Origin of the sequence: Actinomadura sp. DC4, assembly GCF_030406325.1 — a bacterium.
GTDB lineage: Bacteria > Actinomycetota > Actinomycetes > Streptosporangiales > Streptosporangiaceae > Actinoallomurus.
This window is the reverse complement of the sequence record NZ_JAUEQY010000001.1, coordinates 217,516-243,523: the sequence shown is the minus strand read 5'-3', so window position 1 is coordinate 243,523 and position 26,008 is coordinate 217,516. Positions and strand designations below refer to the sequence as shown.

Sequence of the window (26,008 nt, the reverse complement as noted above, 5' to 3'; positions counted from 1 at the left end):
TTCCTGAGGAGGACCCCAGATGCAGACCGTCACGTCGGTGGTGGGCGGCCGGCCGTTCCCGGCCGCGGACCACACCGTGAACTCCGTCAACCCGGCCGACCTGTCCGATGTCGTGGCCGAGGTCGGGCTCGCCCGGCCCCACGAGATCGTCGGCGCGTGCCGTACGGCGAGTGAGGCCCAGCGCGCGTGGGCCGACGTGCCCCCACCGGTGCGCGGACGTGTGATCTCCAGTGCCGGCCGCCTGGTCGAGCGCAACAAGGAGCGCCTCGCCCGGCTCGTCACCCGCGAGATCGGCAAGCCGTACGCGGAATCGCTCGGCGAGGTGCAGGAGATCATCGACACCTGCGACTTCTTCCTCGGCGAGGGACGGCGGCTGTACGGGCAGACGGTCCCGTCGGAGATGCCGGACAAGCAGCTGTTCACCTTCCGCGTCCCGGTCGGCACCGCGATGATCATCACGGCCGGCAACTTCCCGGTGGCCGTGCCGTCGTGGTACGTCGTGCCGGCGCTGCTGTGCGGCAACGCCGTCGTGTGGAAGCCCGCGGAGTACGCCGCCGCGTCGGCGAAGGCGCTGCACGAGCTGTTCGTGCACGCCGGGCTGCCCGACGGGGTGTTCAACCTGGTCTTCGCCGAGGGCGCCGACACGTTCGCCGGGCTGTCGGACGCGCTGGTGGAGCGGGTCGTGGACAAGGTCGGCTTCACCGGCTCCTCCCGCGTCGGCTCGCGCATCGGCTCGCTGTGCGGCCTGCACCTCCAGTCGCCCTGCCTCGAACTCGGCGGCAAGAACCCGATGGTGGTCACCGAGGACGCCGACCTGGACCTGGCGGTCGAGGCCGCGCTGTTCTCCGGCTTCGGCACCGCCGGGCAGCGCTGCACCTCGCTCGGCACCGTGATCGTGCACGAGTCGATGCACCGCGCCTTCATCCGCCGCTTCGACGCCGCGACGCGCGCGGCCCGGGTCGGTGACCCGTCGGAGGACGTGGTGTTCGGCCCGATGCTGTCCGAGCGCTTCGCCGAATCCTTCGAGAAGTACCTCGGCTGGATCGGTGACCTGCCGACGTACGGCTCGACCGGCGTCGGCCGGATCACCGCGGACAACCCGCGCGAGGGCTTCGTCGGCGATCCCGAGCGCGGCCTGTACTACCACCCGGTGATCGTCGACGGAGTGGGCCGGGAGGACGAGCTGTTCCTGCAGGAGACGTTCGGCCCGATCGTGGGCGTCCTGCCGTACGACACGCTGGACGAGGCGATCGAGCTGGCGAACCTGCCCGGGTACGGCCTGTCGTCGGCGATCTACACGACCGACCCGGCCAAGGTGTTCGCCTTCCGCTCCGGGATCGGGGCCGGGATGATCAGCGTCAACAACTCGACCTCCGGCGCCGAGGCGCACCTGCCGTTCGGCGGCAACGGCCGGTCCGGCAACGGCAGCCGTCAGTCCGGGCAGTGGGTGCTGGACCAGTTCACCCGCTGGCAGTCGCTCAACTGGGACTACTCCGGGCGGCTGCAGAAGGCGCAGATGGACGTCGCCACGATCGAGCCGGACCTGTCCTTCCAGCTCGACTACTGACCGGGCGGGATCTCTCCCGAGCCCCGCGCGACGTACCTCGTCGGCACGACCGAGTGCCGGGCGGCCAGCTGGTCCTCGCCGCCCCGCACCCGGCCGAGCAGCAGCCGCGCGGCGGTCCGCCCGACCCGCGCGGCGTCCTGGGAGACGACGGAGATCCCCGGGGCCAGCATGTCGGCCACCGGGAAGTCGTCGAAGCCGATGAGCGCGACGCCGTCCTGCAGCCCGAGATCCTGCAGCGCGCGCCGCGCCCCCATCGTGAGGAGGTTCTGCGCGGCGAAGATCGCCGTGGGCGGGTGGGCCGTGGTGAGAAGCCGCGCGGTGACCTCGCGCGCGGCCTCGGCGCCGTGCAGGTCACGGTGCACGAGCCGCTCGTCGATCTCCGCCCGCGCCTCGGCGTGCTCTCCGGCGAACCCGGCGTACCGCTGCCGCGCCGTCCAGATCGTCTCCTGGTCGCCGAGGAACGCGATCCGCCGGTGCCCCCGGGATCTCAGGCGGCGGACGGCCGCCCAGGTGCCGTCACGGTTGTCGACGGTGACGGTGTCGACGCGGTCGATCTCGACGAGCCGGTCGGCGCAGACGATGGGCGTGCCGTGGCGGCGTACGGCGGCGAGCTGCTCGTCCGCGCCACCGGTGGGCAGCACGATCAGCCCGTCGACGCGGCGGAGGGTGAAGGCGTCGATGAGCTCGCGCTCGCGGTCGGGGTGCTCGTCGCTGCTGCCCGCGAGGACGAGGATGTCCGCCTCGCGGGCGGCGTCCTCGACGGCGCGGTGCAGGGCGGAGGAGAAGGGGTTGGCGACGTCCTCCAGGACCAGCGCGATCGTGGCGGTGCGCCGGTCGGCACGGCGGAGGCTGCTGGCGGTGAGATCGTGCCGGTACCCGAGGGCGCGGGCGGTCTCGGTGACCCGCCGGACGAGCTCGGGCGCCACGCCGGGCTTGCCGTTGATCACCCGCGAGACGGTGGCGAGGCCGACCCCGGCCTGCCGGGCGACGTCCCGCATCGTGACCGTACGCCGGGCACTGTCCCCGTCGCCTGCCATCCGTCCCTCCCCCGCTCGGACCGGCCGGTCAATTCTGCACCAGGGTGGGAACGGGTAAACCGCCTGGCCACCCGTAAGGCACGCCCACATTGAGGACCCGCCCCGTGAAGCTCGCGGACCGCCGGTCGCGGACCGCGCTTCGCGCGACCGGCCACGGGTCCATGTCGGCCCCGCGTCCGGTCGCGGCCGACCGCACGCGATCGGGAACACATCACCGGCCACACGTCACCGCCGGCGGCTGATCGGTGGCGCGGCACCGGCGGCGGGTTCGCGCCTCGGCGCTGCCGTCGCCCGGCCCGGTCCGGGGCCGCTCGCGCCCTCTCCGGCCGCCCGGACGTCCCTCGCCGCGAGCCGAGATCTTTCAAGCGCGTTCACCCCTGGACAGGTCCGCTTTCGCGATCTACGTTCTGGGAAACGTTTCCTGAAAACGTTTCCCAGGTGCCGTCAACTGTCAAGTCACGCGCCGTACCCATCGCAGGCGGCGCTGTCGGAGGAGTCGGTATGAAGCACGGGATCTCCACACCAGGCCGCCTCGCCGGATGCCTCGCGGCGGTCGCGGCCCTGTCGCTCGCCGCGGCCGGGTGCGGCAGCGGAGCCAAGGGTTCGAGCAAGGACATCACCATCGGCCTCATCACCAAGACCGACACCAACCCGTTCTTCGTGAAGATGAAGGAGGGCGCGGAGAAGGAGGCCAAGGCCAAGGGCGTCAAGCTGATGACCGCGGCGGGCAAGTTCGACGGCGACAACGCCAGCCAGGTCACCGCGATGGAGAACATGATCGCGGCCGGGGTCAAGGGCATCCTGATCGTGCCGAGCGACACCAAGGCGATCGTGCCCAGCCTGGCCAAGGCCCGCGCCAAGAACATCGACGTCATCGCGCTCGACACGCCGCCCGACCCGCAGAACTCGGCGGACGCGCTCTTCGCGACCAACAACCTCACCGCCGGGATCCTCATCGGCAAGTACGCCAAGAGCGTCGAGGGCGCCAAGCCGGTCAAGATCGCGATGCTGGACCTCAACCCGGGGATCACCGTCGGCGTGCTGCGGCACAACGGGTTCCTGCAGGGGTACGGGATCAAGGAGGGCGACCCGAGCATCTCCTGCACGCAGTACACCGCCGGCGACCAGGCCAAGGGCCAGACCGCCATGGAGAACTGCCTCCAGAAGGACCCCGGCATCAACCTCGTCTACACGATCAACGAGCCCGCGGCGCTCGGCGCGTACACCGCGCTGAAGGCGGCCGGCAAGGACAAGACGACGATGATCGTCTCGATCGACGGCGGGTGCACCGGCGTCAAGGCGGTGCAGTCCGGGCAGATCGCGGCGACCGCCCAGCAGTACCCGCTCAAGATGGCCGCGCAGGGCGTGGACTCCATCGTCGCGTGGGCCAAGGGCGGCAAGAAGGCCAGCGGCTACACCGACACGGGCGTCAACCTGATCACCGCGAAGCCGCAGCCGGGGCTGGACTCCAAGGACGTCCAGTTCGGCCTGAGCAACTGCTGGGGCTGAGCCGATGCCTGAGACGGCCGCCGAGCCGGGCGTACGGACCGTGCCCTCGCAGATCACCCGCTTCGCCGCCCTGCCGACCGTGGGTCCCCTCGCGGCGCTGATCCTGGCCTGTCTGTTCTTCTGGCTGCGTACCGACCGGTTCATGACCGGCGGCAACCTCTCGCTGGTCGTCCAGCAGGTGATGGAGGTCGGCACCCTCGCCATCGGCCAGACGGTCGTCATCCTCACGGCCGGCATCGACCTGTCCAACGGCGCGGTGATGGCGTTCGGCACGATCGTGATGACCCGGCTCGCGGTCGGCGGCGGCGTGCCCGCGCCGCTGGCGATCCTGCTCGGCATCGGCGTGTGCGCGGCGTTCGGCGCGCTGAACGGCACGCTGGTGACGATGGCGCGGCTGCCCGCGTTCATCGTCACCCTCGGCACGCTGAACATCGCCTTCGCCCTCACCCACATCTACTCCAAGGACCAGACGGTCACCGGCCTGCCGAAGATGCTGACGGCGCTCGGGCAGACGTTCCCGCTCGGCAACACCGACGTGACGTACGGGTCGGTGGTCATGCTCGTGATGTTCCTCATCGCCTGGTACGTCCTGCGGCACACCGCCGCGGGCCGGCACGTGTACGCGGTCGGGGACAATCCCGAGGCGGCGCGGCTCACCGGCATCTCGACCCGGCGCCTGCTGATCACGGTTTACACGGTCGCGGGCGCGGTGTACGGCGTCGCGGGCCTGCTCCTCGTCGGCCGTACGGCGGTCGGCGACCCGCAGGCCGGCCAGACCGACAACCTCGACAGCATCACCGCGGTCGTACTGGGCGGCGTCAGCCTGTTCGGCGGGCGGGGCAGCATCGTCGGCGTCCTGTTCGGCGCGCTGATCGTCGGCGTGATCCGCAACGGCCTGCAGCTCATGGGGGTCGCCTCGATCTACCAGGTGCTCATCACCGGAATCCTGGTCATCCTCGCCGTCGGCGTCGACCAGATCGCCCGGAGGAGGCGCGCGTGAGCCCGGTCCTGGAGGCGTACGGCCTCGTCAAACGGTACGGGCACGTCACGGCCCTGAACGGGGTCGACTTCGAACTCCTGCCCGGCGAGATCCTGGCCGTGATCGGCGACAACGGAGCTGGCAAGTCCAGCCTGATCAAGGCGCTCTCGGGCGCCCTCATCCCGGACGAGGGCCGGATCCTGCTGGACGGCCGGCCGGTGCACTTCCACAACCCGGCGGACGCCCGGCGGGCGGGCATCGAGACGGTGTACCAGGACCTGGCGGTCGCACCCGCGCTGGACATCGCCGCGAACCTGTTCCTCGGCCGCGAGGTACGCCGCAGGGGCGTGCTCGGGCGGGTCTTCCGGCTGCTCGACACCAAGCGGATGGAGGCCGAGTCGAGCGCGCACATGCAGGACCTGAAGATCGGCATCAACTCGATGAACCAGTCGGTCGAGACCCTGTCGGGCGGCCAGCGCCAGGGCGTGGCGGTGGCCCGCGGCGCGGCGTTCGCGCGGCACGTGGTCATCATGGACGAGCCGACCGCCGCACTGGGCGTGAAGGAGTCGGGCATGGTCCTGGACCTGATCCGCGAGGTACGGGAGCGGGGCCTGCCGGTCATCCTGATCAGCCACGACATCCCGACGGTGTTCGACGTCGCCGACCGCGTCCACATCCAGCGCCTGGGCCGCCGCGTGGCCGTCGTACGCCCGGGAGACGTCGACATGGCGGAGGCCGTCGCGATCATGGCGGGCGCGGCGCCGGGCAACATCCCCGACTCCACCTGACCCGTGGTGAGAACCGACCCGCCCCGACCGCCCCGCCCGCCGGGGAGCCGTCGCGCTCCCCGGCGCGCCCCCGCCCCGGCCGACCCCGGCCAGAGGTACGCGGCCCGGCAGGACCCTACGGACGACCGGCCGGCCACGGACCGGCCCGCCACCTGCGGACCCCGGCTACCCTGCGGGAATGCGGCCGGTGTCCCCGGCCCGACGTCGTGAGGAGCATCGTTGCCGAGCCATGAACGACCGGTCGCCGGGGAGGCTCCGGCCGCCGGCGCGCGGCGGGAGCCGGGTCGCGTCGGCGGTCCCGCGATGAGGAGCGTCCTTGCCGACCGATGAAACGCCGGCCGATGAAGCACCGGCCGATGAAACGCCGGTCGTCGCGGTCGCCGGGGAGTGTGTCGTCGACCTCGTCGCCGAGCCCGGCGGCGTCTACCGGCCCCTGCCCGGCGGGAGTCCGGCCAATGTCGCCGTCGGGCTCGCGCGGCTCGGGGTCGGCACGCGGATGATCGCTCGCGTCGGCGCGGACCCCTTCGGCCGTACGCTCCTCGACCATCTCGTCCGTAACGGCATCGGTACCGAGGCCGTCGTCGAGGCGCCCGAACCCTCGTCCGTCGCCTTCGTCCACCACGGCGCCGACGGCGTGCCCTCCTTCGACCTGCGGATCGCCGGGACCGCCGACTGGCAGTGGACCGAGGCGGAGGCGGCCGGGCAAGGACCGTACCTGGAGGGCCTCGACGCGCTCCACATCGGCTCGCTCGCCCTGGTCATGCCCCCGGGCGCGGACGTGCTCGCCGGGCTGGCCCGGCGGCTGCGCGAGGAGGCGACGATCACCTACGACCCCAACTGCCGACCCGCCGTGATGGACGGCGTCCACGACGCGCGGGCGCGCGTCGAGGCGCTGCTGCTCGTCGCCGACGTGGTCAAGGTCAGCGACGCGGACCTGGCGTGGCTGCGCCCGGGCCGCGGGCACGAGGGGTTCGCCGACGAGCTGGTGTCGGCGGGTGTGGGCGTCGTGGCGGTGACGCACGGCGCGGCCGGGTCGGTGGTCACCGGCCGCGGGTGTCCCCCGCTGCGCGTGCCCGCGCATCCGGCCGAGCTCGTCGACACGGTCGGGGCCGGCGACTCGTACATGAGCGCGCTTCTCGCCGGGCTCGGCCGTCGCGGGCTGCTGGGCGCGGAGCGGCGGGAGGCACTGCGGTCCGCCGGGCCGGCGGTGCTCGGCGCGGTGTTCGACGAGGCGGCCCGCGCGGCCGCGATCACCTGCTCGCGTCAGGGCGCCGATCCGCCGACCCGTGCCGAGCTGGAAGCGTCCCGCACGCTGGGCGAATGAGGTTCGTATGACGTAACGCACCGCAGGCCGCGAGTGTGAGTCCACGGACAAACGACCATAGAAGCGGTGAGATGGTGCAAGCTATGTTGCTATGCAACATCGGCATCAGGCACCGCGGCGCCCCCAAAACGCCTACGACTTGGATGAACTCACGGGTTCGTACGACTCGAGGCGAGACCCCTACGCCGGCGACCTCGACAAGCCGAAGGGCTTCTGGGGTTTCCGTCTGGCCAAGCGGGCCGCCACCAGCACCGTTGTGATCATGTCGCTGATCGTCGTACTCGTGCTCGTCGTCGTCGCGAACGTGAACTTCGGGAAGGGCAAACCACCCCCCGGCGCCGCGGACATCTCGACGAACGAGCTGATGCAGGAACTCTCCGGCTACCAGATGGACCCGGTCGTCGCCGGCGCCGAGGCCAACGCCAAGCGGCGCGCGTACGAGAAGGAGGTCGCCGCCGAGAAGGCCGCCGCCAAGAAGGCGAAGGCCAAGGCCGCCGCGCTGAAGAAGAAGCGCGAGTGGGAGGCGCTCAAGGCCCGGATGAGCCACGACCCGAGCGCGGCCGAGAACCAGCAGTACGCCAAGAAGATGAGCGCGCTCAAGGGCTGGGGCGGCTGCTGGAGCTCCCTGCTCACCATGTGGAACCACGAGAGCGGCTGGAACGAGCACGCCGAGAACCCCGGCAGCGGCGCGTACGGCATCCCGCAGGCGCTGCCCGGCTCGAAGATGGCCTCGGCCGGCGCGGACTGGCGCAACAACGCGATGACGCAGATCGCCTGGGGCCTGGCCTACGTCGGCTCCCGCTACGGCGATCCCTGCAAGGCCTGGGGCTTCTGGCAGGCTCACAACTGGTACTGATGACGGTATGCGCCTGTACCTGTCGTCCTACCGCCTGGGCGACGAACCGGAACGCCTGACCGCGCTGCTGCGCACGCCGCGGCCCGCCGCGGTGGTCGCGAACGCGGTCGACATGCTGCCCGCCGACCTGCGGGCCGAGGGCGTCGCGGGTGAGGTGACCGCGCTCGCCGGCCTCGGCCTGACGGCGGAGGAGGTAGACCTGCGGGCCTACTTCGGCCAGGCCGAGCGCCTCGCCGCGGACCTGGAGCGCTACGAGCTGGTCTGGTTCCGCGGCGGGAACACCTTCGTCCTGCGCGCCGCGCTGGCCCTCAGCGGCGGCGACCGCGTGCTGGCCGACCTCGTACGGGCCGACACGGTCGTCTGGGGCGGCTACAGCGCCGGGTGCTGCGTCCTCGCGCCGAGCCTGCGCGGCATCGAGCAGGTCGACGACCCGGGCGCCGTCCTCGGCTGCTACGGCACGGAGCCGGTGTGGGACGGGCTGGGCCTCGTGGAGTACGCGATCGTGCCGCACTACCGTTCGGGCCACCCCGAGAGCGCGGCGGTGGAGCTGCTCGCCGCGCGGTACCGCACCGAGGAGACGGCCCACCGTACGCTCCGCGACGGCGAGGCGATCGTCGTCGGCGACGGCCGGGCCAGGTAGGGCCTGTCTCGAAGTCCCGTTCGTGGCGAGCGGCGTCCAGGCGGCGTCTCGCAAGGCGGAGGAGGGAGTCGGCCTGGTGCCGGCCGGCGACCGACGACAACGCGGCGAGGCGTCGTCTGGGCGTCGCGCAGTAGAACAGCGGGACTTCGAGACGGGCCCCATCCCCAGGGCGCCCTGGGGACGGCGAGCCGGCCCGCCTGCTACCTGTCGCGCGCGGCGGTCGCGGTCCCGACCGTCTCGTGCAGCTCGTCGGAGGTGAAGCCGAGGTTGCGCAGGATCCGCGCGGCCGGGCTCTCCTCGACGCGGATCAGGCCCAGCAGCGAGTGTTCCGTGCCGACCCGGTCGTGGCCGAGGTCGGCCGCCGCGCGCAGCGCCTGCTCGATGGCCTCCTTGCTCTCCTGCCGGAACGCGATGTGGCCCCGCAGCGCCTTCTCCCCGGCCGGCGGCATCGCCTCCTCGATCGCGTCGCGGATGCGCCGCTCCGACTCGGTCTTGGCCATCAGCACCTCGTGCGCCAGGCCCCGCGGTTCGCCGAGCAGGCCGAGCAACAGGTGTTCGGTGCCGATGGAGTCGTGCTTGTACGTCCGGGCGGCCTCCTGCGCCAGCACGATGCTGTGCCGGTTCAGATCGGTGAACCGCTCGAACGGGGTGGGCTTGTGGCGTTGCTGGGCGGCCTGCTTGGACACCCCGATGGCGTCGCCGATCTCGCTCCACGACGCGCCGGACTGCCTGGCCTTGCCGACGTAGTGGTCGACGAGCTGGTCACCGAGGTCGGACAGGGTCAGGGCGCGTACCTGCGCCTCGCTGATGCGGGCCAGGCCGCCCGCGTCGGGGAGTTCCTCGTCGAGACGGGCGATCAGGTCCGCGAGGCTGATGTTGAGTGGACTCATGCGTCAATCGTAGATTGACGACCCTTCAGTCGTCAATCTACAATTGACGCACCTTAGTGCGCGGTCCAGGCCACCGGGTAGCGCGCCGGGCGCCGTGCGACACCCCGGTCGAAGGGCCACTCCAGGTCCTCGGCGGGGACCGCGAGGCGCAGGTCCGGCAGCCGTGAGGTCAGCGTCTCCAGCGCGACCTGCAGTTCCATCCGGGCGGCGGGCGCGCCGACGCACACGTGGGGACCGTTCCCGAACGCCAGGTGCGGGTTGGGGGACCGCGCCAGGTCGACGCGTTCCGGGTCGGTGAACGCGCTCGCGTCCCGGGCCGCCGAGTCGGGCGCCGGGATGCAGAGCTCTCCGGCGCGGACCAGGACCCCGCCGAGTTCGATGTCGTGGGTGGCGCGGCGCGGATTGGCGGCCCCGAGCACGCTGTTGGGCACGATCCGCAGCATCTCCTCCACGGCCGTCGGGATCAGCCCCGGCTCGTCGCACAGCCGCGCGTACAGGCTCCGGCCGTCGCCGCCGTCCGTGATGAGCAGCCGGTGCACGGAGGAGACCAGCGCGGCGGGGGTGGACTCCCACCCGGCGACGACCAGGCTGGCGGCCAGCAGCGCCGCCTCGAAGGCGTCGACGCCGTTCGCCTGGGCGTTCACGGCCACGAGGGACAGCAGGTCGTCGCCGGGGTCGGCGGCCCGCTCGGGCAGCAGTGCCGCGGCGTAGCCGACCATCGCCTGCATGGCCTCCTGGGCCTGCGCCGCGGTCGACACGTCGGCGGTGGCCAGCGTGTCGGCCCAGCCCTGGAACCGCTCGTAGTCGCTCTTGGGCAGGTCGAACATGCGGGCGATGACGTGCAGGGTCAGCGGGACCGCGAAGGCGTCGCCGAGGTCCGCGGGCTCCCCCGCCAGGACCATCTCGTCGACGAGCCCGGCGGCCAGGTCCTCGATCTCGGGGCGCAGCCGCTGGACGCGGGCGGGGGCGAAGCCGTTCTGGACGAGGCCGCGGACGCGGCGGTGATGCTCGCCGTCCAGGGCGACGATGACGGGATAGGCCGCGAGGAACGGGAGGACGCCGTCGGCGCTGCGCCGCTCGAACGTCTCGGCGTCGCGGTAGACCCGGAGCGCCTCGGCGTGGCCGGTCACGAACCACGCCTCCGTGTCGTCCTGCCCGGGTGGGAGCGCCACCTTCGACAGCGGGGCCGCGTCCTGGAGCCGGCGGGCCTCGTCGGTGATGTCGAGCGGGTCGGACGGCACGGGGAAGGGAAAGTGCGGGCAGCCGGTCATGAGGTTCCTCTCGTGGCCGGGCGGAGCTCCACCGGGCCGTTCTCGAATATCACCGGTTCACTCACGCCGGCACCGCCGCGCTCACCGGGCCCGGCGGTCTTCCCGAGCCGCCAGACCAGGCCCGTGTAGAGCAGGTCGAGCACGAGAATGGAGACGTACAGGAAGGGCAGCAGGACCGAGTGCTTGTAGATCGGGGCCGGCGGGTACAGCAGCACGCCGAGGGCGGCCAGGAACGTCCCGCCCATCTTGGACAGCGCGACGCCGAGCGACTGCCCGGCGAGCGAGCGCCGGGCGTCGAGCATCCCGAGGAACAGCCCGGACATCATGAGGTTCTGCACGAACGAGGCGCGGACGCCGAAGACGTCGTGGAACTCCTTGTTCAGCAGGATCACGGTGGCGCCGGTGATGCCCAGCGCGAGGGTGAACATCGCGTAGAAGCCCGCACGGCCGAGCCAGGCGAACTGCTTGGGCCCGTAGCGGAGCGTCTGCCAGAGGATCGCCACGTCGAAGACGAACCACACGAAGTTGACCGCGAACTGCGCGGCGTGCTTCGTCGGGTCCGGATGCGGCGGGAGCTCGACGAAGGTGTACCAGAACTCCCAGGCCAGGTTGGCGCTGAGCGCGACGATCGGCATGCCGTACACCCGGTCGCGGCGGCCCTTCCGGATGATCAGGATGTACGCGAGGGTCCACAGCAGCCCGGCGAACGACTGGATGACGATACCGATCACGATGAGGTCCTTCCGGAGATGAGCGGGCCGTCCTCGGGGCCGCCGCCGCGCAGCCGGCGCCGTCCCTCCCGGGCGAGGGCGAGCAGGTAGCCGGCGACCTGCGACGCCGCCGGGCGTCCCTGGGCGGGTGAGGGGATCTCGCCCCAGTCGCACACGACGTCGATGAGGAAGGGCCGTTTGGCGAGGGCGGCGACGTTCAGCGCCCGGCGCAGCCCGGCCATGGTCGTGACGCGCTCGGCGGCCAGCCCGTACGCGCGGGCGATCTCGGCCAGGTCGCCGTTGTGCAGGGCCGAGCCGTACTCCGGCCAGCCCATGATCTCCTGCTCGAACTTGATCGCGCCGAGCTTGCCGTTGTTGAAGACCACGACCACGACCGGCAGGTCCAGGTCGCGCAGGCTGCCCAGCTCGCTGAGCGTCACCGCGATCCCGCCGTCGCCGACCGCCGCGACGACGGGCCGGTCGCCCGCGGCACGGGCCAGGCCGGCCGCCGCGGGCACGGCGAAGCCCATCGTGGCGAAGGAGCTGGTCCAGACGAAGTCGTGCCGCCCGGTCATGTACCGGTAGACCCACAGCGTCGTGAGGCCGACGTCCACGGTGACCAGCGACCTCGGCAGCGCGGCGGCCATCGCGAGCGCGAGCGAGGACGGGCGGATCGGCCGGGCGGCGGGCGCCGGGATCCGGCTCGTACGGCGGCGGGTGGCGAGGAAGCGCCGGTGGCGTTCGCGGACGAGCGCGGCCTTCGCCGGGTCCGGCACGGCGGCGGCGCCGAGGCGTTCGGTCAGCGCCTGCGCGGTCTCCCGCGCCGCCCCGTTGAGGGCCAGGTCCGCGCGGGGCGCGTTGGCGAGCTGCACCAGGTCGTGGTCGACCTGGATGAGCGCGAAGTCGCCGGGCAGGTCGAACGCCGACGCGCCGCGCCGCGAGATGCCGAAGGCCAGGCAGACGTCGGCCGACTCCAGCGTCTCGGTGGCGCACTGGTGGCCGGAGGACCCGACCGCGCCGGCGAAGTGACGATGGTCGTCCGGCACCGTGCCCCGGCCCGGCATGGTCGTGACGACCGGCGCCTGGAGCATCGCGGCCAGCTCGGCGATCTCGTTGCCGGCGCCGCGCCCGCCCCGGCCCGCGAGGATGACCGGACGGCGGGCGGCGGCGAGGCGGCCGACCGCCGCGTCCAGGTCGGCCTCGGACGGGAGCACCGGCGCGGGGGCGTGCTCGGGAGGCTCGGTCACGTACTCCTCGGCCGTACGGTCCAGCGCGGTGGTGTCGACCTCGACGAGGACGACGCCGCGCGCGGTGCCCCGCAGGACCCGCGCGGTCTCGGCGAGGGACCCGGGCGTGCCGTCCAGCCGGACGGTCCGCGCGACGCCGTCGAACAGCCGGGTGCCGTCGACCACCGCCGCGCGCGCCGCGAGCACGACCACCGGGGCGTGGTCGAAGCAGGCGTCGAAGACGCCGTTGAGCTGCAGGATCGCGTCGGCTCCCCCGGCGGTGACGCACAGCGTCGTACGGCCGGTGTACTTGGCGACGGCCGAGGCGGTCATCGCCGCCGACTCGGGGTTGCGCACCGGGCGCACGGCGACGCCGGCGGCGCGGCAGGCCTCGGTCAGCGGCGCGGTCGCGTCGGACGGCCGCACGAACGCCTCCTCCGCGCCCGTCTCGGCGAGGAGGGCCACCAGCGCGGCGGCGATCGTGCCCGCCCCTGCGGCCCGTACGGCGATCTTCTCGCGCTCCGGCGGTGCGGCCGGCACCGTGACCAGCGCCGGGCCCGGTCCCTCGGCGGCCGTGGCGACGGCGTCCGCGAGCCGGGCGACGTCCTCGACGCGGCGGGCGCGCAGCCCGCTCGCGGCGGCGAGGCGGCGCGTGTCGGCCTCGCCCGTCCCCTCGACACAGACGACGGTGACGGGGATCCGGTAGCGGCTGAGCGTGAGGAGTTCGGCGGCGAAGTCCTGCAGGCCGCCGTCCGTGGTCACCGCGACGACCGGCCGGCCCGGGCGCGCGAAGCAGGCGCCGATGGCGGCGGGCACCGCATTGCCTCCGGCGCCGAGGCCGTACGAGGAGGTCATCAGGCGGTCGCGGAACGGCAGCCCGCGCAGCGCCCCGTCCAGGAGCGCGCCGCTCTCCACGGCGAGGATCGCGTCGTCGGGAAGGGCGTCGTCCAGGGCGTCCCAGAGCGGGGTCCGGGCGCGCCCTCGCAGCTTGTCCGCCTCCGCGGCGAGCGCGCCGTCGGGGCGCCGGTCCGCGAGCGCGGCGAGCCGGTCGATGATCCCGGCCGGGTCGCCGAGGAGCCGGAGCCACCCGGCCGGGCCGGGGTGCGCGCCCTCGGCGCCGTCGGCCACCTGGATGACGGGGACACGCCCGCCCACCAGCGCCTCGACCGACGCTGTGGCGGGGCCGACGACGACGGCGCGCGCGCAGCGTGCGAGGAGCTCGGCATGCGCCTCCGCGCCCTCTCTCAGCACCGGCACCGCCCGCCCGTCGGGGACCGCGCCGAGGTGACGGTGGCCCTCGGCGAGGACGAGGACGGGCGCGCCGATCCGCTCGGCGAGACGTTCGACCGGGAGGGCCAGCTCGCCGTTGACCGCGCCGACCACCAGCAGCGTCCCGGGCTCGGACAGCATCGCGGCGGCCCCGGTCAGCGTGGTCTTGTCCGCCGTCGTGCCGGCGCCCGGGCGGCCGATGCGCGCGACGGGCGCGCCGGCCACCGGAGCGGCGAAGACGTCCGAGGAGCACGCGACGTGCGCCGGGCCGCGCCGCAGCGCGCTCTCGGCCAGCGCCCGGCCGAGGACGCCGAGCTGCCGGGGCGAGCCGATGTGCTGGTTGTACAGCGCCGCGCCGCCCATCAGCGCGACCGGGTCGATCTCCTGGAAGGAGTCGAGGCCGAGGTGCTCGGCCGGGACCTGGCCGGACAGCGCGACGAGCGGCGCGCGGTCGGCGCGCGCCTCGTACACGCCGAGCGGCAGGTGGGTGGCGCCCGGGCCGGCGGTGCCCATGCACACGCCCGGCTCGCCGGTCAGCTTGCCGTACGTCGCGGCCATGAGCGCGCCGGCGCCCTCGTGGCGTACGCCGATGAGCTGGATCCGGCCGTCGCGGCGCACCGCGTCGATGAGCGCGTTCAGCGACTCGGCGGGCATGCCGAAGAGCACCCGCGTACCGGCGTCGGCCAGCATCGACACGGCGGCGTCCGCGAACCGCCGCCGGCCGAGCAGGTCGGCGTAGACGTGCCTATTGGCCTGCATCCTCGCTCCCTCCTGGCTTGGTCGCCGCGTGCAGGACCGCGATGCCGCCGGTGAGCGGCGTACGGCCGTAGCCGTGCAGCCCCACGTCCGTGAGCAGCGCGCGGATGGCGTCCGCGCCGCGGTAGGTGGTGATCTCCTCGCGCAGGTGGCGGTAGCCGTCCATCCCGCGCGCCCGGCCGAGCAGGCTCATCACGGCGAGGCCGCCCAGGTACGCCGAGCGGAGCACGGGCTGTTCGGGCACGGCGAGCTCCAGCAGCACCAGGCGGCCTCCGGGCCGCAGGACGCGCGTCATCTCGGCGGCGCAGCGGCGGCGGTCGGACATGTCGTCGATGGCGAACGCGATGCAGACGGCGTCGAAGGATCCGTCCTCGAACGGCAGGTCCTCACCGGGCGCGCGGACGAGGCGCACCCGGCGGGCCAGGCCGCGTTCGGCGATCTTCTTCTCCCCGACGGCGAGCATGGCGGCGTTGATGTCGCAGCCGGTCACCTCGGCGTCCGGCGCGGCGTCGGCCACGGCGATGGCCAGGCTCCCGGTCCCGGTCGCGACGTCGAGGACCGTGCCGCCGGGCGGCGGCGGGGCCACCAGCCGCGCGGCCCGGCGCCGCCAGCGGCGGTCCGAACCTCCGCTGAGCAGCGAGTTGAACAGGTCGTACCGCGGCGCGACCCGGTCGAAGAGCTCCTGCGGGGTGGCGGGCCGGGAACGCCGGGGATCTCGCGGCGGTCCCGGCCGTACAGGGGGTGGCGCGGAGGCCGCGTCACCGGAGCGGCGGGAGTCCATCGCGAGCAGGTCCGTGCCGGCGATCACCCCCACTCCCACCACGACGAGCAGCACGCTCGTCCACGTCGGCGCCTGCAGGAGGAGCACCACGCCGAGGAAAGCGCTGGACAGGACCATGTCGCGGCGCAGCACGGTGTTGGCCTCGGTGCCGTCGGCGGCGCGCACCAGCGTCCAGGCCTGGACGGCGGCCACGATCGTCAGCGGCAGCGCGAACAGCACCCGCGGCGGGCTCGCGCCGGCGACGACGAGCAGCGGCAGGGCCAGGTAGGCCAGGACCGTCACGGCCGCGGCGACCCGCGCCGCCGTGACCCGGCTCGGGAAGACGGTGGCCGACGTGCGCAGGCCGACGGCGCGGTCGCCGTCGTAGTCCGGGACGTTCTTGAACAGGCCCTTGGCCACGAACCAGAAGAACAGGAAGGCGAGCATCGCCCAGACCGGCCCGGTGGGCACCCGCATCCCCGCGGAGAACCAGCCGATCAGGAACGGGCCGACGACCGCCTGGGCGAAGACGTAGAGCCCGAGGAGGGGCCGCGCCTTCATCCGCAGCGGGCGGAAGGAGTACTGGTGCAGGCCGATGAGGCCGATGACCACGTACACGAAGAAGCCGCGGCCGTACGTCAGCGCCGCGCCGGCCATGAAGACGTCGGCCGCGACGAGCACGAGGAGGAGGCGCGGCCGGCCGAACCGGTACAGCAGCCACATACGGCCCGGCAGGTTGCGGCAGTCCTCCTCGATGTCGGTATAGGTGTTGTGCAGGTTGGCGGAGAAGCCGACGAGCAGCGCGAGGACGCCGCCGAGCACTGTGTAGGGCATGGACAGCGCGGACGGCACGCCCGCGTACGCCAGCCCGAGGCCGTACGCGAAGAGCCCGGGGACGCAGGTACGCGGGCGGCCCAGCATGATCAGGATGCGGAGCGCCTCGCCGGGCCGGAAGCGGGTGCGCCCGCCGATCACGGCCTTGGCCTGGGCGGCGGGGGGAAGCGCGCGGAAGGCGGCCGGGCCGAGCTCGACCGGCGCGTGGGAGGTGGCCATGGCGTCTCCTCAGCTCAGCCGGCCGACCAGGGCGGCCACGAGTTCGGACAGCATCGCGATCCCGGTGGCGTCGATCTCGCCGGCCGCCCCGGACAGCGCGCCGACCGCCCGGCCCGTCCGCTGTTCGGCGGCCCGCCGCGTCGCGGTCAGCCCGCCGCTGTCGCGGACGATGTCGGCCGCCTCCCGTACGGCGGCGAGGTCGGCGGGGGCGCCGGAGACCGGGTTCGGGCGTGCCCGGTCGAGGACGGTGGCGAGCCGCGGGCGCTCGCGCAGGGCGTACAGCACGGGCAGCGTGTAGACGCCCTCGACGATGTCGTGGCCGGCCGGCTTGCCCATCGCGTCGGAGGAGGAGGTGAAGTCGAGCAGGTCGTCGACCAGCTGGAACGCCATGCCGAGCTGCAGCCCGTACTCCGCCAGGGCCTCGGTGGCGCCCTCCCCCAGCCCGCCGGCCATCGCGCCCAGCCGGCACGCGGTGGCGAACAGCGCGGCGGTCTTGCCCTCGATCGCCGCGTAGTAGGCCCTCTCGCCGCGGTCGGCGTCGAACAGCGTCGCGGACTCACGCGCCTGGCCGTCGCACAGCCGGGTGAACGCCCTCGCCGCCAGCGCCCCCTCGCTTCGCCCCAGCTCACAGGCGGTGGCGAGCGCGCGGGCCAGAAGGTAGTCGCCGGCCAGCACCGCGCGTACGTTGCCCATCCGCGCGTTCGCGCTGGTGACGCCGTGCCGCTGGGCGGCCTCGTCCATCACGTCGTCGTGCACGAGGCTCGCCAGGTGCAGCAGTTCGACGACGACGCCCGAGCGGATCGCGCGGTCACGCTGGGGCGAGCCGGCGTACGCGGCGGCGAGCACGAGCAGCGGGCGCAGGCGCTTGCCGCCAGCGAGGATGTCCGTCACCGCCTCGCCGATGATCGGCACGTCCCCGGCGACGGCGCTCACGACTCCGTCGGCACAGTCGTCCAGGTCGGCGGCGAGCCGCCCTTCGCCGACGAAGCCCGCGACGGACCGGTGGGGCGCCGAGGCCAGCAGCTCGACGGTGCGGCGGCGGATGGCATGGCGGTCGGGCGACACGGTGGCCGGGGCCGGGACGGTGTTCACCGCCGACGAGGGCCGCAGCTCGTTCAGTGACGTTCCCAAGAGGACCTCCTGCGATTGGAGGGCGGCAGCGCTCGCCGATTAGCATTTCATGAATGCCGCCGATGAGCGGAGTGTCATTTGGTATCGACCACAATCTCAACCCTCCGGGCCACCTGCGGACATTACGCACCAGAAAGATCGACTCTGTGTTACAGTCACGCGCGGAAACGCTTTATCCTCGCTTTATCGAAAATCGATCCTGCTGCCCTATCATGACCTTGACGTGGCCGTACTTGTACAGCACTGCCGTCGGGCACAGGATGGGGAGGACATGGCGCTGTCGCCGTTCCGGGCCATTAAGCGGGCAATCGACTTTGACCGCAGAATGGCCATAGCGATGACCGAACTCAATGCCGAGTCAGGCCCTGTCTGCACTTATGGATCCGGCCCGGTCCGGATCACTTTCATGTTCGGCCCGGAGGCGAATGAGTTCATTTTCCGCAACGCGCGGCTGTTCCGCTGGCGGGGCGGTTTCGAGACGCTCATCCCTCTCGCCGGAGAGACGGCTCTGCTGGTGAGCGACGGCCCCGGCCACGACCGGCGGCGCGAGCTCGTGCTGCCCGCCTTCCACCGGACCCGTCTGGACACCTACCTCACCGTGCTGCGGGAGAACGTCGACGCCCTCGTCGACGACTGGCGGCCCGGGCAGGAGGTGAACGTCTATGACCTGTTCCGCCCGCTCGTACGCCGGTCGACCGTACGCGGGTTCTTCGGCCCGGACCTCGCGGAGGCCGAGCGCGCCGGCCTGGGCGCCGACATGGAGCTCGTCCTGGACACGATGAACTACTCGCTGCCCAAGCAGCAGATCCTGCAGCGCGTGCCGAACCCGATCTGGCGCCGCGCGCAGGCCGCGATCGCCCGGATCGACCGGCGCGTCCTCGCAGAGATCGCCCGGCGGCGGTCCGGCGAGCCGGGCGAGGACATCCTCGGGCTGCTGCTGGACAGCGGGGAGATGTCCGACCCCGAGCTGCGCGACATGGTGGTGAGCCTGATCGTCGCGAGCTATGACACCACGAGCTCGGCGCTCGCGTGGGCGGTGTACGCCCTGTGGTCCTCGCGCGACTCGCTGCGGAAGGCGCGCGCGGAGGTACGGGCGGAGCTGGGCGACCGGACGCCGGCACTGGCCGACCTGCGCGACCTGACGTACCTGGACTGGGTGACCTCGGAGATCCTGCGGATGTACCCGCCGGCGATGGCGGGCGCGCGCCAGGCCGCGGAGCCGTTCACCTTCGGCGGGCACCGTGTGCGCAAGGGCGAGATGGTGGTCTTCAGCCAGTACGTCACCCACCGCCTTCCGCGGCTGTGGGTCGACCCGGACCGCTTCTGGCCCGAGCGCTGGGACCGGGACCGGCCGGGCTACCGGCGGCCGTCGAGCTATGAGTACCTGCCGTTCGGCGTGGGCGCGCGCCGCTGCCTCGGCTCCAACCTGGCCCGCGCCGAGATCACCCTCACGCTCGCCCGCCTGCTCCAGCGCACCGAGCTGGACCTGCTGTCCCACGACGTGGAGCCGGGCGGCTTCACCGCGATGTCCCCGCGCGGCGGCGTACGGGTCCGTGTGAGCGAGACGCACAGGATGCCGGAGACCGCCGCGGCCGCCCTGTGACGCCGTCGCCCCTGCGGCGAGAAGGACCCGGGTGGGGCCGGGATCACGCTCCGGGCGGTCCCGTCCTCACCCCGGTCGGCCGCGCGGCAACTTGGCCGCGATCGAGCGGACGAACTCCGGGAGCACGGTGCCGACCCAGTACGTCCGCGCCTCGACCTTCTTCGGCTGGCCCACGAAGCGGTCGATGTAGAGCGACGGGCCCGTGCCGACGGAGAACGCGACGCGCGAGGTGCGGCAGTAGTAGTCGGTGACGTCTCGTACGCACTCCAGGGCGCCGAGGCCGCCGGGGATCCGCGGCCGGGACCCGGCGAGCGTCTCGTAGTTGTCCTTGACCGTGTCGGTGTCGCCGACCGCGACGTCCTCGACGCGGATGAGGTCGGGCTCCGCATGGCGCTTCTTCTCGGTTCCGGCGACCCAGAAGCGCGTCTCGCAGGAGGTGTCCGGGGCGTCGCGGTCGTCGCCTTCGCCGTCGCCGAGGTTCGTCACCTTGATCTGCTGCTCGCGCGGCGTCTGCGTGATCTTCGTGATCTGCGGCAGCACCGCCCTGACGTCCGCCGCGGTGAGCAGGTCGCAGGCCTTGGGCCAGCTGTCGAACCGGCTCAGCCCGTCGGCCTCGGCCGGGGGCGGCGACACGGTGGGCGTGCCGATCCGGGGCGCCGCCACCCTGATCGGCGGTGTCGTCCTGGCCGGCGCGCACGCGCCCGCCGTCAGCAGACCGCCGGCCAGCGCGGCGACCGCCGTACGTCGTGTTCGCAGCATGTCATCGGCGACCCTAACCGCCGGCGCGGCCGGACACGCCCCTGCGCGGCGCGCGACACGCGGCGCCCTCCCGCCGTGACGGGGGCGGGGACGGGCACGTGCGTGCGGTCAGCCGCAGGCCAGGAGCGGAGGGCCCGACTCGTCCCGTTCCTCCTCGCCGGTCGCACGCCGGGCGTGCAGCTCGCGCAGGGCCTTCAGCAGTGGCGCGTCGCTCTCCGCCTGCCCGTCGACGTACTGGATGGCCTCGGTGAGCTCTTCGCTGGTCAGCTGAGACAGCGGCTTGCCGCTCGATCTCCATAGCGGTCTAACGTCATGGTTCATCTCCACGAACACCTCTTCCCCCGTGGCCCGGTGTCCCGTACCGGGAATCCGAGCATGGCAAGCCCACCTCAGACGTCAACGGCGTCTCAGCGGTTTCAATGCCGAATCGTGATCAGAACCACTCGGTGGATCACACTCGGTGAGGCGAGGTGCCCGTGGGGGGCGGGCCCGAGGGTGCGGCGAGCTGGGTGGTGCACTCCGGGCAGCGCCGTGCCCTGATCGGGATGCTCATCGTGCACTCGGGGCAGTCGCGCTCGGTGGCCTCGACGTCGCGCTCGAACAGCGCCAGCAGCCGCGCGGCCGGCAGCACGATCACGAAGTAGACGACCGCGGCCGAGATCAGGAACGAGATCACCTCGGTGAGGAACAAGCCGTACCTGAACTTCGCGTCGTTGATCGTGAGCACGAGGCTCGAGAAGTCCGGCTTGCCGCCGACGAGTGCGAGCAGCGGGTTGACGAAGGCGGTGACGAACGTCTTGACCAGACTGCTGAACTGCGTCCCGACCACGACCGCGACGGCCAGATCGACCAGGTTCCCCCGCAGGATGAACTTCCTGAAGCCACTCATGAGCTGTAATGCCCTTCAAATCAGAGTTATTCATGATTTTCCGGCCAGATGCGGTTCGCCCGAATTGACCGTTCGGCGCACCACCGTAGCGGCGTCGCGGCTCCGGAAAGGCCGCTCTCGTCGGTTAGGCTCCGACCGTGACCGCTCTCACCGACTTCGCCGCGCTGGTCCCCGGGGACCATGGACTCTGCGTGGTCTCCACGACACGGGCCGACGGCAGCGTGCAGTCCTCGGTCGTCAACGCGGGTGTGCTCGACCACCCGGTGACCGGCCGCCCGGCCATCGGCTTCGTCGTACGCGACGGCGCCCGCAAGCTGGACAACCTCCGCGAGCGCCCGAGGGCCACGATCGTGATCCGCGCCGACTGGCAGTGGGCCTCGGCCGAGGGCCCGGCCGAGCTGGCGGGCCCCCGCGACGAGCTGACCGGCTTCGCCCCGGACGCCCTGCCGGGGCTCCTACGCGCGATCTTCCAGGCGGCGGGCGGCGAGCACGACGACTGGGCCACCTACGACCGCGTCATGGCCGAGGAACGCCGCACCGCCGTCCTCCTGACCCCGGACCGCGTCTACTCCAACCCGTAGGCTGCTCTGCGTCGTCCGCAACACACGCGCGCGCGGGCGCGACCTAGGCTCGTCCCTGACGGCCGCCTGCCGCGTCGGCTCCCCTGCCCGAATATTACGGACGCGAGACCCCGGCCGTCCGGTTGACAGCGCTCGCCCGTCTCGCGTCGCCGCAGGTGGCACGGGCACACGACACGGCCCGTCTCCCGTTTCCTCCCGGATCCGGCCCCCGGCCCGTCACTGGCCTCACCGCCCGCCTCCCCCTGAGAATGAAGACATCCGCGGGGGAACGATTTCCACGACCGCGCGGAAGATCTCGTGTTCACCGGAAGAGCGGGCCATGGACAAATTCTGGGACATGCTCGACCCCGCGGAGAGGGACGCACTCGCGGAGGTCGCCCAGCCGATCACGTACAAGTCGGACCGGCGGATCTTCCGCGAGGGAGAGCCGTCCGAGTTCGCGCTCGTCCTGCGGTCCGGCTGGGTGAAGGTGGCCGGTCTGGCCGAGGACGGGGAGACCGTGCTGGCCCTGCGCAGGTCCGGCGACCTCGTCGGGGAGAGCGCCTCGGCCGACCGCCCGCGCCGTGCCACGGTCGTCGCCCTCGGCGAGGTGCACGCACTCACCATCAGCGCGCACCGGTTCGCCGGGCTCCTGCGCGACCGCCCCGCCGCCGCCACGGCGCTGGCGCGGACGCACTGGGACCGCCAGGCCGAGTCGGACCGCAAGCGCATGGACGTGCGCAACAGCAACAGCGACAAGCGCCTCGCGCGCCTGTTCCTCGAACTCGCCGAAGGGGCCGTCGAGACCGCCGATGGGATCGTCCTGGACATCCCGCTGACGCAGGCGGAGTTCGGCCAGCTCATCTGTGCCCGTACCGGCATCGTGGAAAGAACGCTCCACAACTGGCGCGAGCGCGGGATCGTCTCGACGATGCCGCGCCGGCACGTCATCCACGACCTCGCGCGGCTCTCCGCGATCGCGCGGAACGGCGGCCCTCCCGGCGGTGCATCCTCTCCTCATGACGGATGAGCACCAGTACCTCCTCGACAACGCGCGGGCCGCGGCCGGAGACCGGTTCGCGGCCCTGGCGGCGATCTTCGATCCGCCGACGTTCCGGAGGATCGACGCGCTGGGCGTCACGGCCGGGTGGCGGTGCTGGGAGGTCGGCGCGGGCGGGGCGTCGGTGCCGCGCCGGCTCGGCGAGCGCGTCGGGCCGGGCGGCCGGGTCCTCGCCACCGACATCGACGTCTCCTGGGCCCGCGAGGCCGCGGGCGGCGTCGTCGAGGTGCGGCGCCACGACATCGCCCGCGACGAGCCGCCCGGCGAGGAGTTCGACCTGGTCCACGCGCGGCTCGTGCTCCTGCACGTCGCGGACCGCGACCGGGCGCTGCGGTCGATGGTGGCCGCCCTGCGCCCCGGCGGGTGGCTGTTCGTCGAGGACGCCGACCCCGCGCTCCAGCCGCTGAGCTCGCCCGACGAGCATGGGCCGAAGGAGCGGCTGGCCAACCGGATCCGGACCGGTTTTCGCGCGATGCTGGCCGAGCGCGGCGCCGACCTCGCGTACGGGCGGCGGATCCCCCGGCTGCTCCGCGAGGCGGGCCTGGCCGAGGTTGCCGCCGAGGCGTACTTCCCGATCGCCTCACGCCACTGCGACCTGCTGGAGGCGGCGACGATCGCGCACATCCGCGACGGGCTCGTCGCCGCCGGGCACGCCACCGAGGAGGAGGTCGCGCGGCACCTGGCGAACATCGCCGCGGGCGGCATGGACCTCGCCACCTCGCCGATGGTCTCGGCCTGGGGCCGCCGCCCGTGGTGAACCGCCCGTGGTGAACCGCGAAACCGTACGACCGCCGCCGGCGTCCAAACAGTGGGGCGGCTCTCGTACCGGGGGTGGGCGATGCAGTTCATCGAGTCGAGCATCGTGGGAGTGCGGTCCGCCGTCCTGACACTGGCGTGCCGGGCGAGCCCGATGAGGTTCATGCTCTTCCCGATGGTCCACGTCGGGGAGCCGGCGTTCTTCCGCGACGTCACCGTCCGGCTCCGCGACTGCGCGGTCATCGTCGCCGAGGGCTCGCCGAACGGCTCCCACCCGGTGCGGGAACGGATGTCGCGGATCCGCACCGACCGCCTCGTCGACCAGATCGGCGCACTGGACCTGGGCTCGCTCGGGATCCCGGTCTTCTGGGAGTACACCGCGCCGCCGCCGAGGTCGCGGGCCGAGCGCATCGCCCACACGGCCGAGGACTCGGTCGGCGCGGTCGCGCTGCGCCTGCTCGGCCGGTACGGCGACCCGCTCGACCTGGCCGGCCTCGACGAGGCCGACGACCACGACGACCGCTGGGCGACCGGACGGTACGGGCGGTGGCTGCGCGACCGTGTCGTCGACCGCCGCGACGACACGCTGAACCGCCGGCTCACCGCGCTCCACGACGAGCACCGGGAGCGGCCGATCACCGTGGCGGTCGTGTACGGCGCCGGTCACATGCCCGCGGTCGTGGAGCACCTGCGCGGAGAGTTCCGCTACTACGTCAAGAACGCCGAGTGGCTCGTCGTCGTCAACGCCCCGGGCTGACGGCCAGCGCGCGCACCTCGGCGAGCGTCTCGTGCACCGGGCGGCCGGCCGCCAGCGCCGCGGCGCGCACCTCGTCGTACTCCGGCTGAACGGTCACCACGCGGTCGCCCAGCAGGCCGCGCTTGACGCCGACGGTCACGCCGCCGGACGTCACCTCGATCCGGTCGCGGCGCAGCGAACGCCGCTCGACCGAGGAGACCCGCACGCCGAGCGTCGTGGTCTGCTCGAAGACCACCCGGCACACCGCGTCGAGGCGGGCGGGCTCGACGAGCACGCTCAGGACCTGGCCGGGGCGGCCCTTGCGCATCAGCGCCGGCGAGCACCAGGCGTCCGCGGCGCCGGCCGAGCGGAGCTCCTCCAGCACCTCCGGCCAGACCCGGGGGTCCAGGTCGTCGATCGTGCTGTCCACCCGGTGCAGCTCGGCCGACATCCAGTCCGCGGCCTCCGCGGCCGTCCCGATGACGACGCGCAGGACGTTCGGGTGGCCCGGCGGGTCGGCCGTGCCGGCGCCCGTGCCGACCGAGGCGGGCACGCAGTCGGGCATCGGGCCCCAGGCGGTGGCGAGCGTGGCGAGCAGCGCGGCGCCGGTCGGCGTGCAGAGCTCCATGGCGGCGGTGTGGGAGCGCATCGGCGCGCCGGCCTCGGTCAGCAGCTCCAGGACGGCGGGCACGGGCACGGGCAGCGGGCCGTGCGCGGCGCGTACGACGCCCGAGCCCGCGGCCACCGGCGACACGACGCGCGTGGCCGCCTCCAGCAGGCCGAGGTCGTGCAGGGCGAGCGCGCAGCCCGTGACGTCGGCGATCGCGTCGAGCGCGCCCACCTCGTGGAAGTGGATCTGCGCGACGTCGACGCCGTGCACGCGCGCCTCCGCGCGGGCCAGCCGCTCGAAGACCGCCAGGGCGAAGGAGCGCGCCGCCTCGGGCAGCGTCGCGGAGGTCAGGATCGCGGTCACGTCGGCGAGGTCGCGCGTGACGTCGTCGGGCGGCACGCGCACGTCGGCGTGCACGGCGCGCAGCCCGTGCCGGCGCACCTGGGCGGGCTCGACCTCCAGCGGCCCGACGCCCAGCCCGTCCAGCCCGGAGCGTACGGCGGACAGGTCGGCGCCGGCGTCCAGCAGCGCCGCGAGCAGCATGTCGCCGGCCGCGCCGTTGCCCGCGTCGATCCAGAGCGTCTTCACCGTGCGGTCCTCCGGGCGATGCGGGCGGCGGCGACCCCGGCGCCGAAGCCGTTGTCCACGTTGACCGAGACCACGCCCGGGGCGCAGCTGTTAACGGTGGCCAGCCAGGCGGTGACCCCGTCGAGGTTCCAGCCGTAGCCGACGCTGGTCGGCACGGCGATCAGCGGGGCGCCGACCAGGCCGCCGAGCACCGACGGGAGGGCGGCCTCCATGCCGGCGACCGCGACGACCACGTCGGCCTCGTTGATCCGGTCGACCTGGGCCAGGAGGCGGTGCAAGCCGGCGACGCCGACGTCGACGATCTCGTCGGCCTCGGAGCCGAAGACGCCGATGGTCGCGGCGCACTCGCGGACGACCGGCAGGTCAGAGGTGCCGGCGGCGACCACCGCGACCCGGCCTCGCGTCTCGGTCTCACCCAGCACCGCCGTACGGCCCACCGGGTCCAGGACGGCGCCGGGAAGGTGCTCGGCGCACGCCTCGATCGCGGCCTCCGACAGCCGCGTCGCGAGGATCGCGCGCCCGGGGTGGGCCTCGTGCAGCGCCCGCAGCGCCGCGACGATCTGCGCGGGGGTCTTGCCCTGCCCGTACACCACCTCCGGGTCGCCGGTGCGGGCGGCGCGTCCGGTGTCCAGGCGGGCGAAGCCGAGATCGGTGACTCCGTCAGGCTGAGATACCGTCATC

Annotated in this window: 24 protein-coding genes; 12 read left to right on the top strand and 12 right to left on the bottom strand. The window is 73.1% G+C overall.

The features are described from left to right. Window positions 1–19: 19 nt before the first annotated feature. The gene (locus QWU11_RS01100) at window positions 20–1,567 is read left to right on the top strand and encodes an aldehyde dehydrogenase family protein (RefSeq protein WP_290103039.1); all 1,548 of its coding nucleotides are present in this window, start codon (window positions 20–22) and stop codon (window positions 1,565–1,567) included. On the opposite strand, the gene QWU11_RS01095 is transcribed toward QWU11_RS01100, so the two are convergent. Beyond that, on the bottom strand, window positions 1,561–2,604 hold the full coding sequence (locus QWU11_RS01095) for a LacI family DNA-binding transcriptional regulator (RefSeq protein ID WP_290103038.1): 1,044 nt from the start codon (window positions 2,602–2,604) through the stop codon (window positions 1,561–1,563). The genes QWU11_RS01100 and QWU11_RS01095 overlap by 7 nt on opposite strands. A gap of 501 nt (window positions 2,605–3,105) precedes the next feature. Between QWU11_RS01095 and QWU11_RS01090 the strand changes: the two genes are divergently transcribed. The 6 genes from QWU11_RS01090 to QWU11_RS01065 all read left to right on the top strand — a co-directional run bounded on the left by QWU11_RS01090 (window position 3,106) and on the right by QWU11_RS01065 (window position 8,700). Continuing rightward, window positions 3,106–4,113: a sugar ABC transporter substrate-binding protein gene (locus QWU11_RS01090; protein ID WP_290103037.1), complete on the top strand. Its 1,008-nt coding sequence runs from the start codon at window positions 3,106–3,108 to the stop codon at window positions 4,111–4,113. A gap of 4 nt (window positions 4,114–4,117) precedes the next feature. After that, window positions 4,118–5,113, top strand: coding sequence for an ABC transporter permease (locus tag QWU11_RS01085; protein ID WP_290103036.1), 996 nt, complete (start codon window positions 4,118–4,120; stop codon window positions 5,111–5,113). Next, window positions 5,110–5,880 (top strand): ATP-binding cassette domain-containing protein, encoded by a 771-nt coding sequence (locus tag QWU11_RS01080; protein WP_290103035.1) that lies wholly within the window; start codon window positions 5,110–5,112, stop codon window positions 5,878–5,880. Before QWU11_RS01085 ends, QWU11_RS01080 begins: the two co-directional genes overlap by 4 nt. Before the next feature lie 316 nt (window positions 5,881–6,196). Further along, a complete protein-coding gene (locus tag QWU11_RS01075) occupies window positions 6,197–7,204 on the top strand; it encodes a carbohydrate kinase (RefSeq protein ID WP_290103034.1) in 1,008 nt (335 codons plus the stop codon). A gap of 139 nt (window positions 7,205–7,343) precedes the next feature. After that, on the top strand, window positions 7,344–8,060 hold the full coding sequence (locus QWU11_RS01070; protein ID WP_290103033.1) for a lytic transglycosylase domain-containing protein: 717 nt from the start codon (window positions 7,344–7,346) through the stop codon (window positions 8,058–8,060). 7 nt (window positions 8,061–8,067) lie between these two features. Next, window positions 8,068–8,700, top strand: a complete 633-nt coding sequence (locus QWU11_RS01065) for a Type 1 glutamine amidotransferase-like domain-containing protein (protein WP_290103032.1) — start codon at window positions 8,068–8,070, stop codon at window positions 8,698–8,700. A 200-nt stretch (window positions 8,701–8,900) separates the two neighbouring features. On the opposite strand, the gene QWU11_RS01060 is transcribed toward QWU11_RS01065, so the two are convergent. From QWU11_RS01060 to QWU11_RS01035, 6 genes are read right to left on the bottom strand one after another with little or no spacing between them, the layout of a single operon-like run. Next, window positions 8,901–9,590, bottom strand: coding sequence for a Clp protease N-terminal domain-containing protein (locus QWU11_RS01060; RefSeq protein WP_290103031.1), 690 nt, complete (start codon window positions 9,588–9,590; stop codon window positions 8,901–8,903). 53 nt (window positions 9,591–9,643) lie between these two features. Beyond that, window positions 9,644–10,861, bottom strand: coding sequence for a cytochrome P450 (locus QWU11_RS01055; RefSeq protein ID WP_290103030.1), 1,218 nt, complete (start codon window positions 10,859–10,861; stop codon window positions 9,644–9,646). Further along, on the bottom strand, window positions 10,858–11,592 hold the full coding sequence (locus tag QWU11_RS01050; protein ID WP_290103029.1) for a hypothetical protein: 735 nt from the start codon (window positions 11,590–11,592) through the stop codon (window positions 10,858–10,860). The genes QWU11_RS01055 and QWU11_RS01050 overlap by 4 nt, the downstream gene beginning before the upstream one ends. After that, complete coding sequence (locus QWU11_RS01045; RefSeq protein WP_290103028.1) at window positions 11,589–14,825, bottom strand: thiamine pyrophosphate-dependent enzyme; 3,237 nt, start codon at window positions 14,823–14,825, stop codon at window positions 11,589–11,591. The genes QWU11_RS01050 and QWU11_RS01045 overlap by 4 nt, the downstream gene beginning before the upstream one ends. Further along, a complete protein-coding gene (locus tag QWU11_RS01040) occupies window positions 14,812–16,635 on the bottom strand; it encodes a ubiquinone/menaquinone biosynthesis methyltransferase (protein ID WP_290103027.1) in 1,824 nt (607 codons plus the stop codon). Before QWU11_RS01040 ends, QWU11_RS01045 begins: the two co-directional genes overlap by 14 nt. 9 nt (window positions 16,636–16,644) lie before the next feature. After that, the gene (locus QWU11_RS01035; protein ID WP_290103026.1) at window positions 16,645–17,766 is read right to left on the bottom strand and encodes a polyprenyl synthetase family protein; all 1,122 of its coding nucleotides are present in this window, start codon (window positions 17,764–17,766) and stop codon (window positions 16,645–16,647) included. A 49-nt stretch (window positions 17,767–17,815) separates the two neighbouring features. Between QWU11_RS01035 and QWU11_RS01030 the strand changes: the two genes are divergently transcribed. Further along, window positions 17,816–19,369, top strand: coding sequence for a cytochrome P450 (locus QWU11_RS01030; RefSeq protein ID WP_354670793.1), 1,554 nt, complete (start codon window positions 17,816–17,818; stop codon window positions 19,367–19,369). A gap of 66 nt (window positions 19,370–19,435) precedes the next feature. On the opposite strand, the gene QWU11_RS01025 is transcribed toward QWU11_RS01030, so the two are convergent. The 3 genes from QWU11_RS01025 to mscL all read right to left on the bottom strand — a co-directional run bounded on the left by QWU11_RS01025 (window position 19,436) and on the right by mscL (window position 21,017). Beyond that, on the bottom strand, window positions 19,436–20,128 hold the full coding sequence (locus tag QWU11_RS01025) for a hypothetical protein (protein WP_290103024.1): 693 nt from the start codon (window positions 20,126–20,128) through the stop codon (window positions 19,436–19,438). A 108-nt stretch (window positions 20,129–20,236) separates the two neighbouring features. Next, window positions 20,237–20,449 carry a hypothetical protein gene (locus tag QWU11_RS01020; protein WP_290103023.1) on the bottom strand — a complete coding sequence of 71 codons (213 nt, stop codon included), beginning with the start codon at window positions 20,447–20,449 and terminating at the stop codon, window positions 20,237–20,239. A 130-nt stretch (window positions 20,450–20,579) separates the two neighbouring features. Next, window positions 20,580–21,017: a large conductance mechanosensitive channel protein MscL gene (gene mscL, locus QWU11_RS01015; protein ID WP_290103022.1), complete on the bottom strand. Its 438-nt coding sequence runs from the start codon at window positions 21,015–21,017 to the stop codon at window positions 20,580–20,582. Window positions 21,018–21,154: 137 nt separating this feature from the next. On the opposite strand from mscL, the gene QWU11_RS01010 reads away from it, so the two are divergent. From QWU11_RS01010 to QWU11_RS00995, 4 genes are all read left to right on the top strand, one after another. Then, entirely contained in the window at window positions 21,155–21,598 is a 444-nt protein-coding gene (locus QWU11_RS01010) for a pyridoxamine 5'-phosphate oxidase family protein (protein WP_290103021.1), read from the top strand. 319 nt (window positions 21,599–21,917) lie between these two features. Beyond that, window positions 21,918–22,607: a Crp/Fnr family transcriptional regulator gene (locus tag QWU11_RS01005; RefSeq protein ID WP_290103020.1), complete on the top strand. Its 690-nt coding sequence runs from the start codon at window positions 21,918–21,920 to the stop codon at window positions 22,605–22,607. Beyond that, a complete protein-coding gene (locus tag QWU11_RS01000) occupies window positions 22,597–23,394 on the top strand; it encodes a methyltransferase (RefSeq protein ID WP_290103019.1) in 798 nt (265 codons plus the stop codon). Before QWU11_RS01005 ends, QWU11_RS01000 begins: the two co-directional genes overlap by 11 nt. Window positions 23,395–23,475: 81 nt before the next feature. Next, entirely contained in the window at window positions 23,476–24,150 is a 675-nt protein-coding gene (locus QWU11_RS00995; protein WP_290103018.1) for a hypothetical protein, read from the top strand. Here QWU11_RS00995 and larC read toward each other — a convergent pair. Both larC and larB read right to left on the bottom strand, forming a co-directional pair. Then, window positions 24,134–25,327 carry a nickel pincer cofactor biosynthesis protein LarC gene (larC, locus tag QWU11_RS00990; RefSeq protein WP_290103017.1) on the bottom strand — a complete coding sequence of 398 codons (1,194 nt, stop codon included), beginning with the start codon at window positions 25,325–25,327 and terminating at the stop codon, window positions 24,134–24,136. The two genes, QWU11_RS00995 and larC, sit on opposite strands and share 17 nt — an antisense overlap. Then, a complete protein-coding gene (gene larB / locus QWU11_RS00985) occupies window positions 25,324–26,007 on the bottom strand; it encodes a nickel pincer cofactor biosynthesis protein LarB (protein WP_290103016.1) in 684 nt (227 codons plus the stop codon). Before larB ends, larC begins: the two co-directional genes overlap by 4 nt. Window position 26,008: the final 1 nt, after the last annotated feature.

What these genes read in the sequence shown, in the direction of transcription:
- QWU11_RS01100 (WP_290103039.1), top strand. Translation starts at nt 20, where the DNA reads ATGCAGACCGTCACGTCGGTGGTGGGCGGCCGGCCGTTCCCGGCCGCG.
- QWU11_RS01095 (WP_290103038.1), bottom strand. Translation starts at nt 2,604, where the DNA reads ATGGCAGGCGACGGGGACAGTGCCCGGCGTACGGTCACGATGCGGGAC.
- QWU11_RS01090 (WP_290103037.1), top strand. Translation starts at nt 3,106, where the DNA reads ATGAAGCACGGGATCTCCACACCAGGCCGCCTCGCCGGATGCCTCGCG.
- QWU11_RS01085 (WP_290103036.1), top strand. Translation starts at nt 4,118, where the DNA reads ATGCCTGAGACGGCCGCCGAGCCGGGCGTACGGACCGTGCCCTCGCAG.
- QWU11_RS01065 (WP_290103032.1), top strand. Translation starts at nt 8,068, where the DNA reads ATGCGCCTGTACCTGTCGTCCTACCGCCTGGGCGACGAACCGGAACGC.
- QWU11_RS01060 (WP_290103031.1), bottom strand. Translation starts at nt 9,590, where the DNA reads ATGAGTCCACTCAACATCAGCCTCGCGGACCTGATCGCCCGTCTCGAC.
- QWU11_RS01055 (WP_290103030.1), bottom strand. Translation starts at nt 10,861, where the DNA reads ATGACCGGCTGCCCGCACTTTCCCTTCCCCGTGCCGTCCGACCCGCTC.
- QWU11_RS01045 (WP_290103028.1), bottom strand. Translation starts at nt 14,825, where the DNA reads ATGCAGGCCAATAGGCACGTCTACGCCGACCTGCTCGGCCGGCGGCGG.
- QWU11_RS01040 (WP_290103027.1), bottom strand. Translation starts at nt 16,635, where the DNA reads ATGGCCACCTCCCACGCGCCGGTCGAGCTCGGCCCGGCCGCCTTCCGC.
- QWU11_RS01030 (WP_354670793.1), top strand. Translation starts at nt 17,816, where the DNA reads ATGAATGCCGCCGATGAGCGGAGTGTCATTTGGTATCGACCACAATCT.
- QWU11_RS01025 (WP_290103024.1), bottom strand. Translation starts at nt 20,128, where the DNA reads ATGCTGCGAACACGACGTACGGCGGTCGCCGCGCTGGCCGGCGGTCTG.
- QWU11_RS01020 (WP_290103023.1), bottom strand. Translation starts at nt 20,449, where the DNA reads ATGAACCATGACGTTAGACCGCTATGGAGATCGAGCGGCAAGCCGCTG.
- mscL (WP_290103022.1), bottom strand. Translation starts at nt 21,017, where the DNA reads ATGAGTGGCTTCAGGAAGTTCATCCTGCGGGGGAACCTGGTCGATCTG.
- QWU11_RS01005 (WP_290103020.1), top strand. Translation starts at nt 21,918, where the DNA reads ATGGACAAATTCTGGGACATGCTCGACCCCGCGGAGAGGGACGCACTC.
- QWU11_RS01000 (WP_290103019.1), top strand. Translation starts at nt 22,597, where the DNA reads ATGACGGATGAGCACCAGTACCTCCTCGACAACGCGCGGGCCGCGGCC.
- QWU11_RS00995 (WP_290103018.1), top strand. Translation starts at nt 23,476, where the DNA reads ATGCAGTTCATCGAGTCGAGCATCGTGGGAGTGCGGTCCGCCGTCCTG.
- larB (WP_290103016.1), bottom strand. Translation starts at nt 26,007, where the DNA reads ATGACGGTATCTCAGCCTGACGGAGTCACCGATCTCGGCTTCGCCCGC.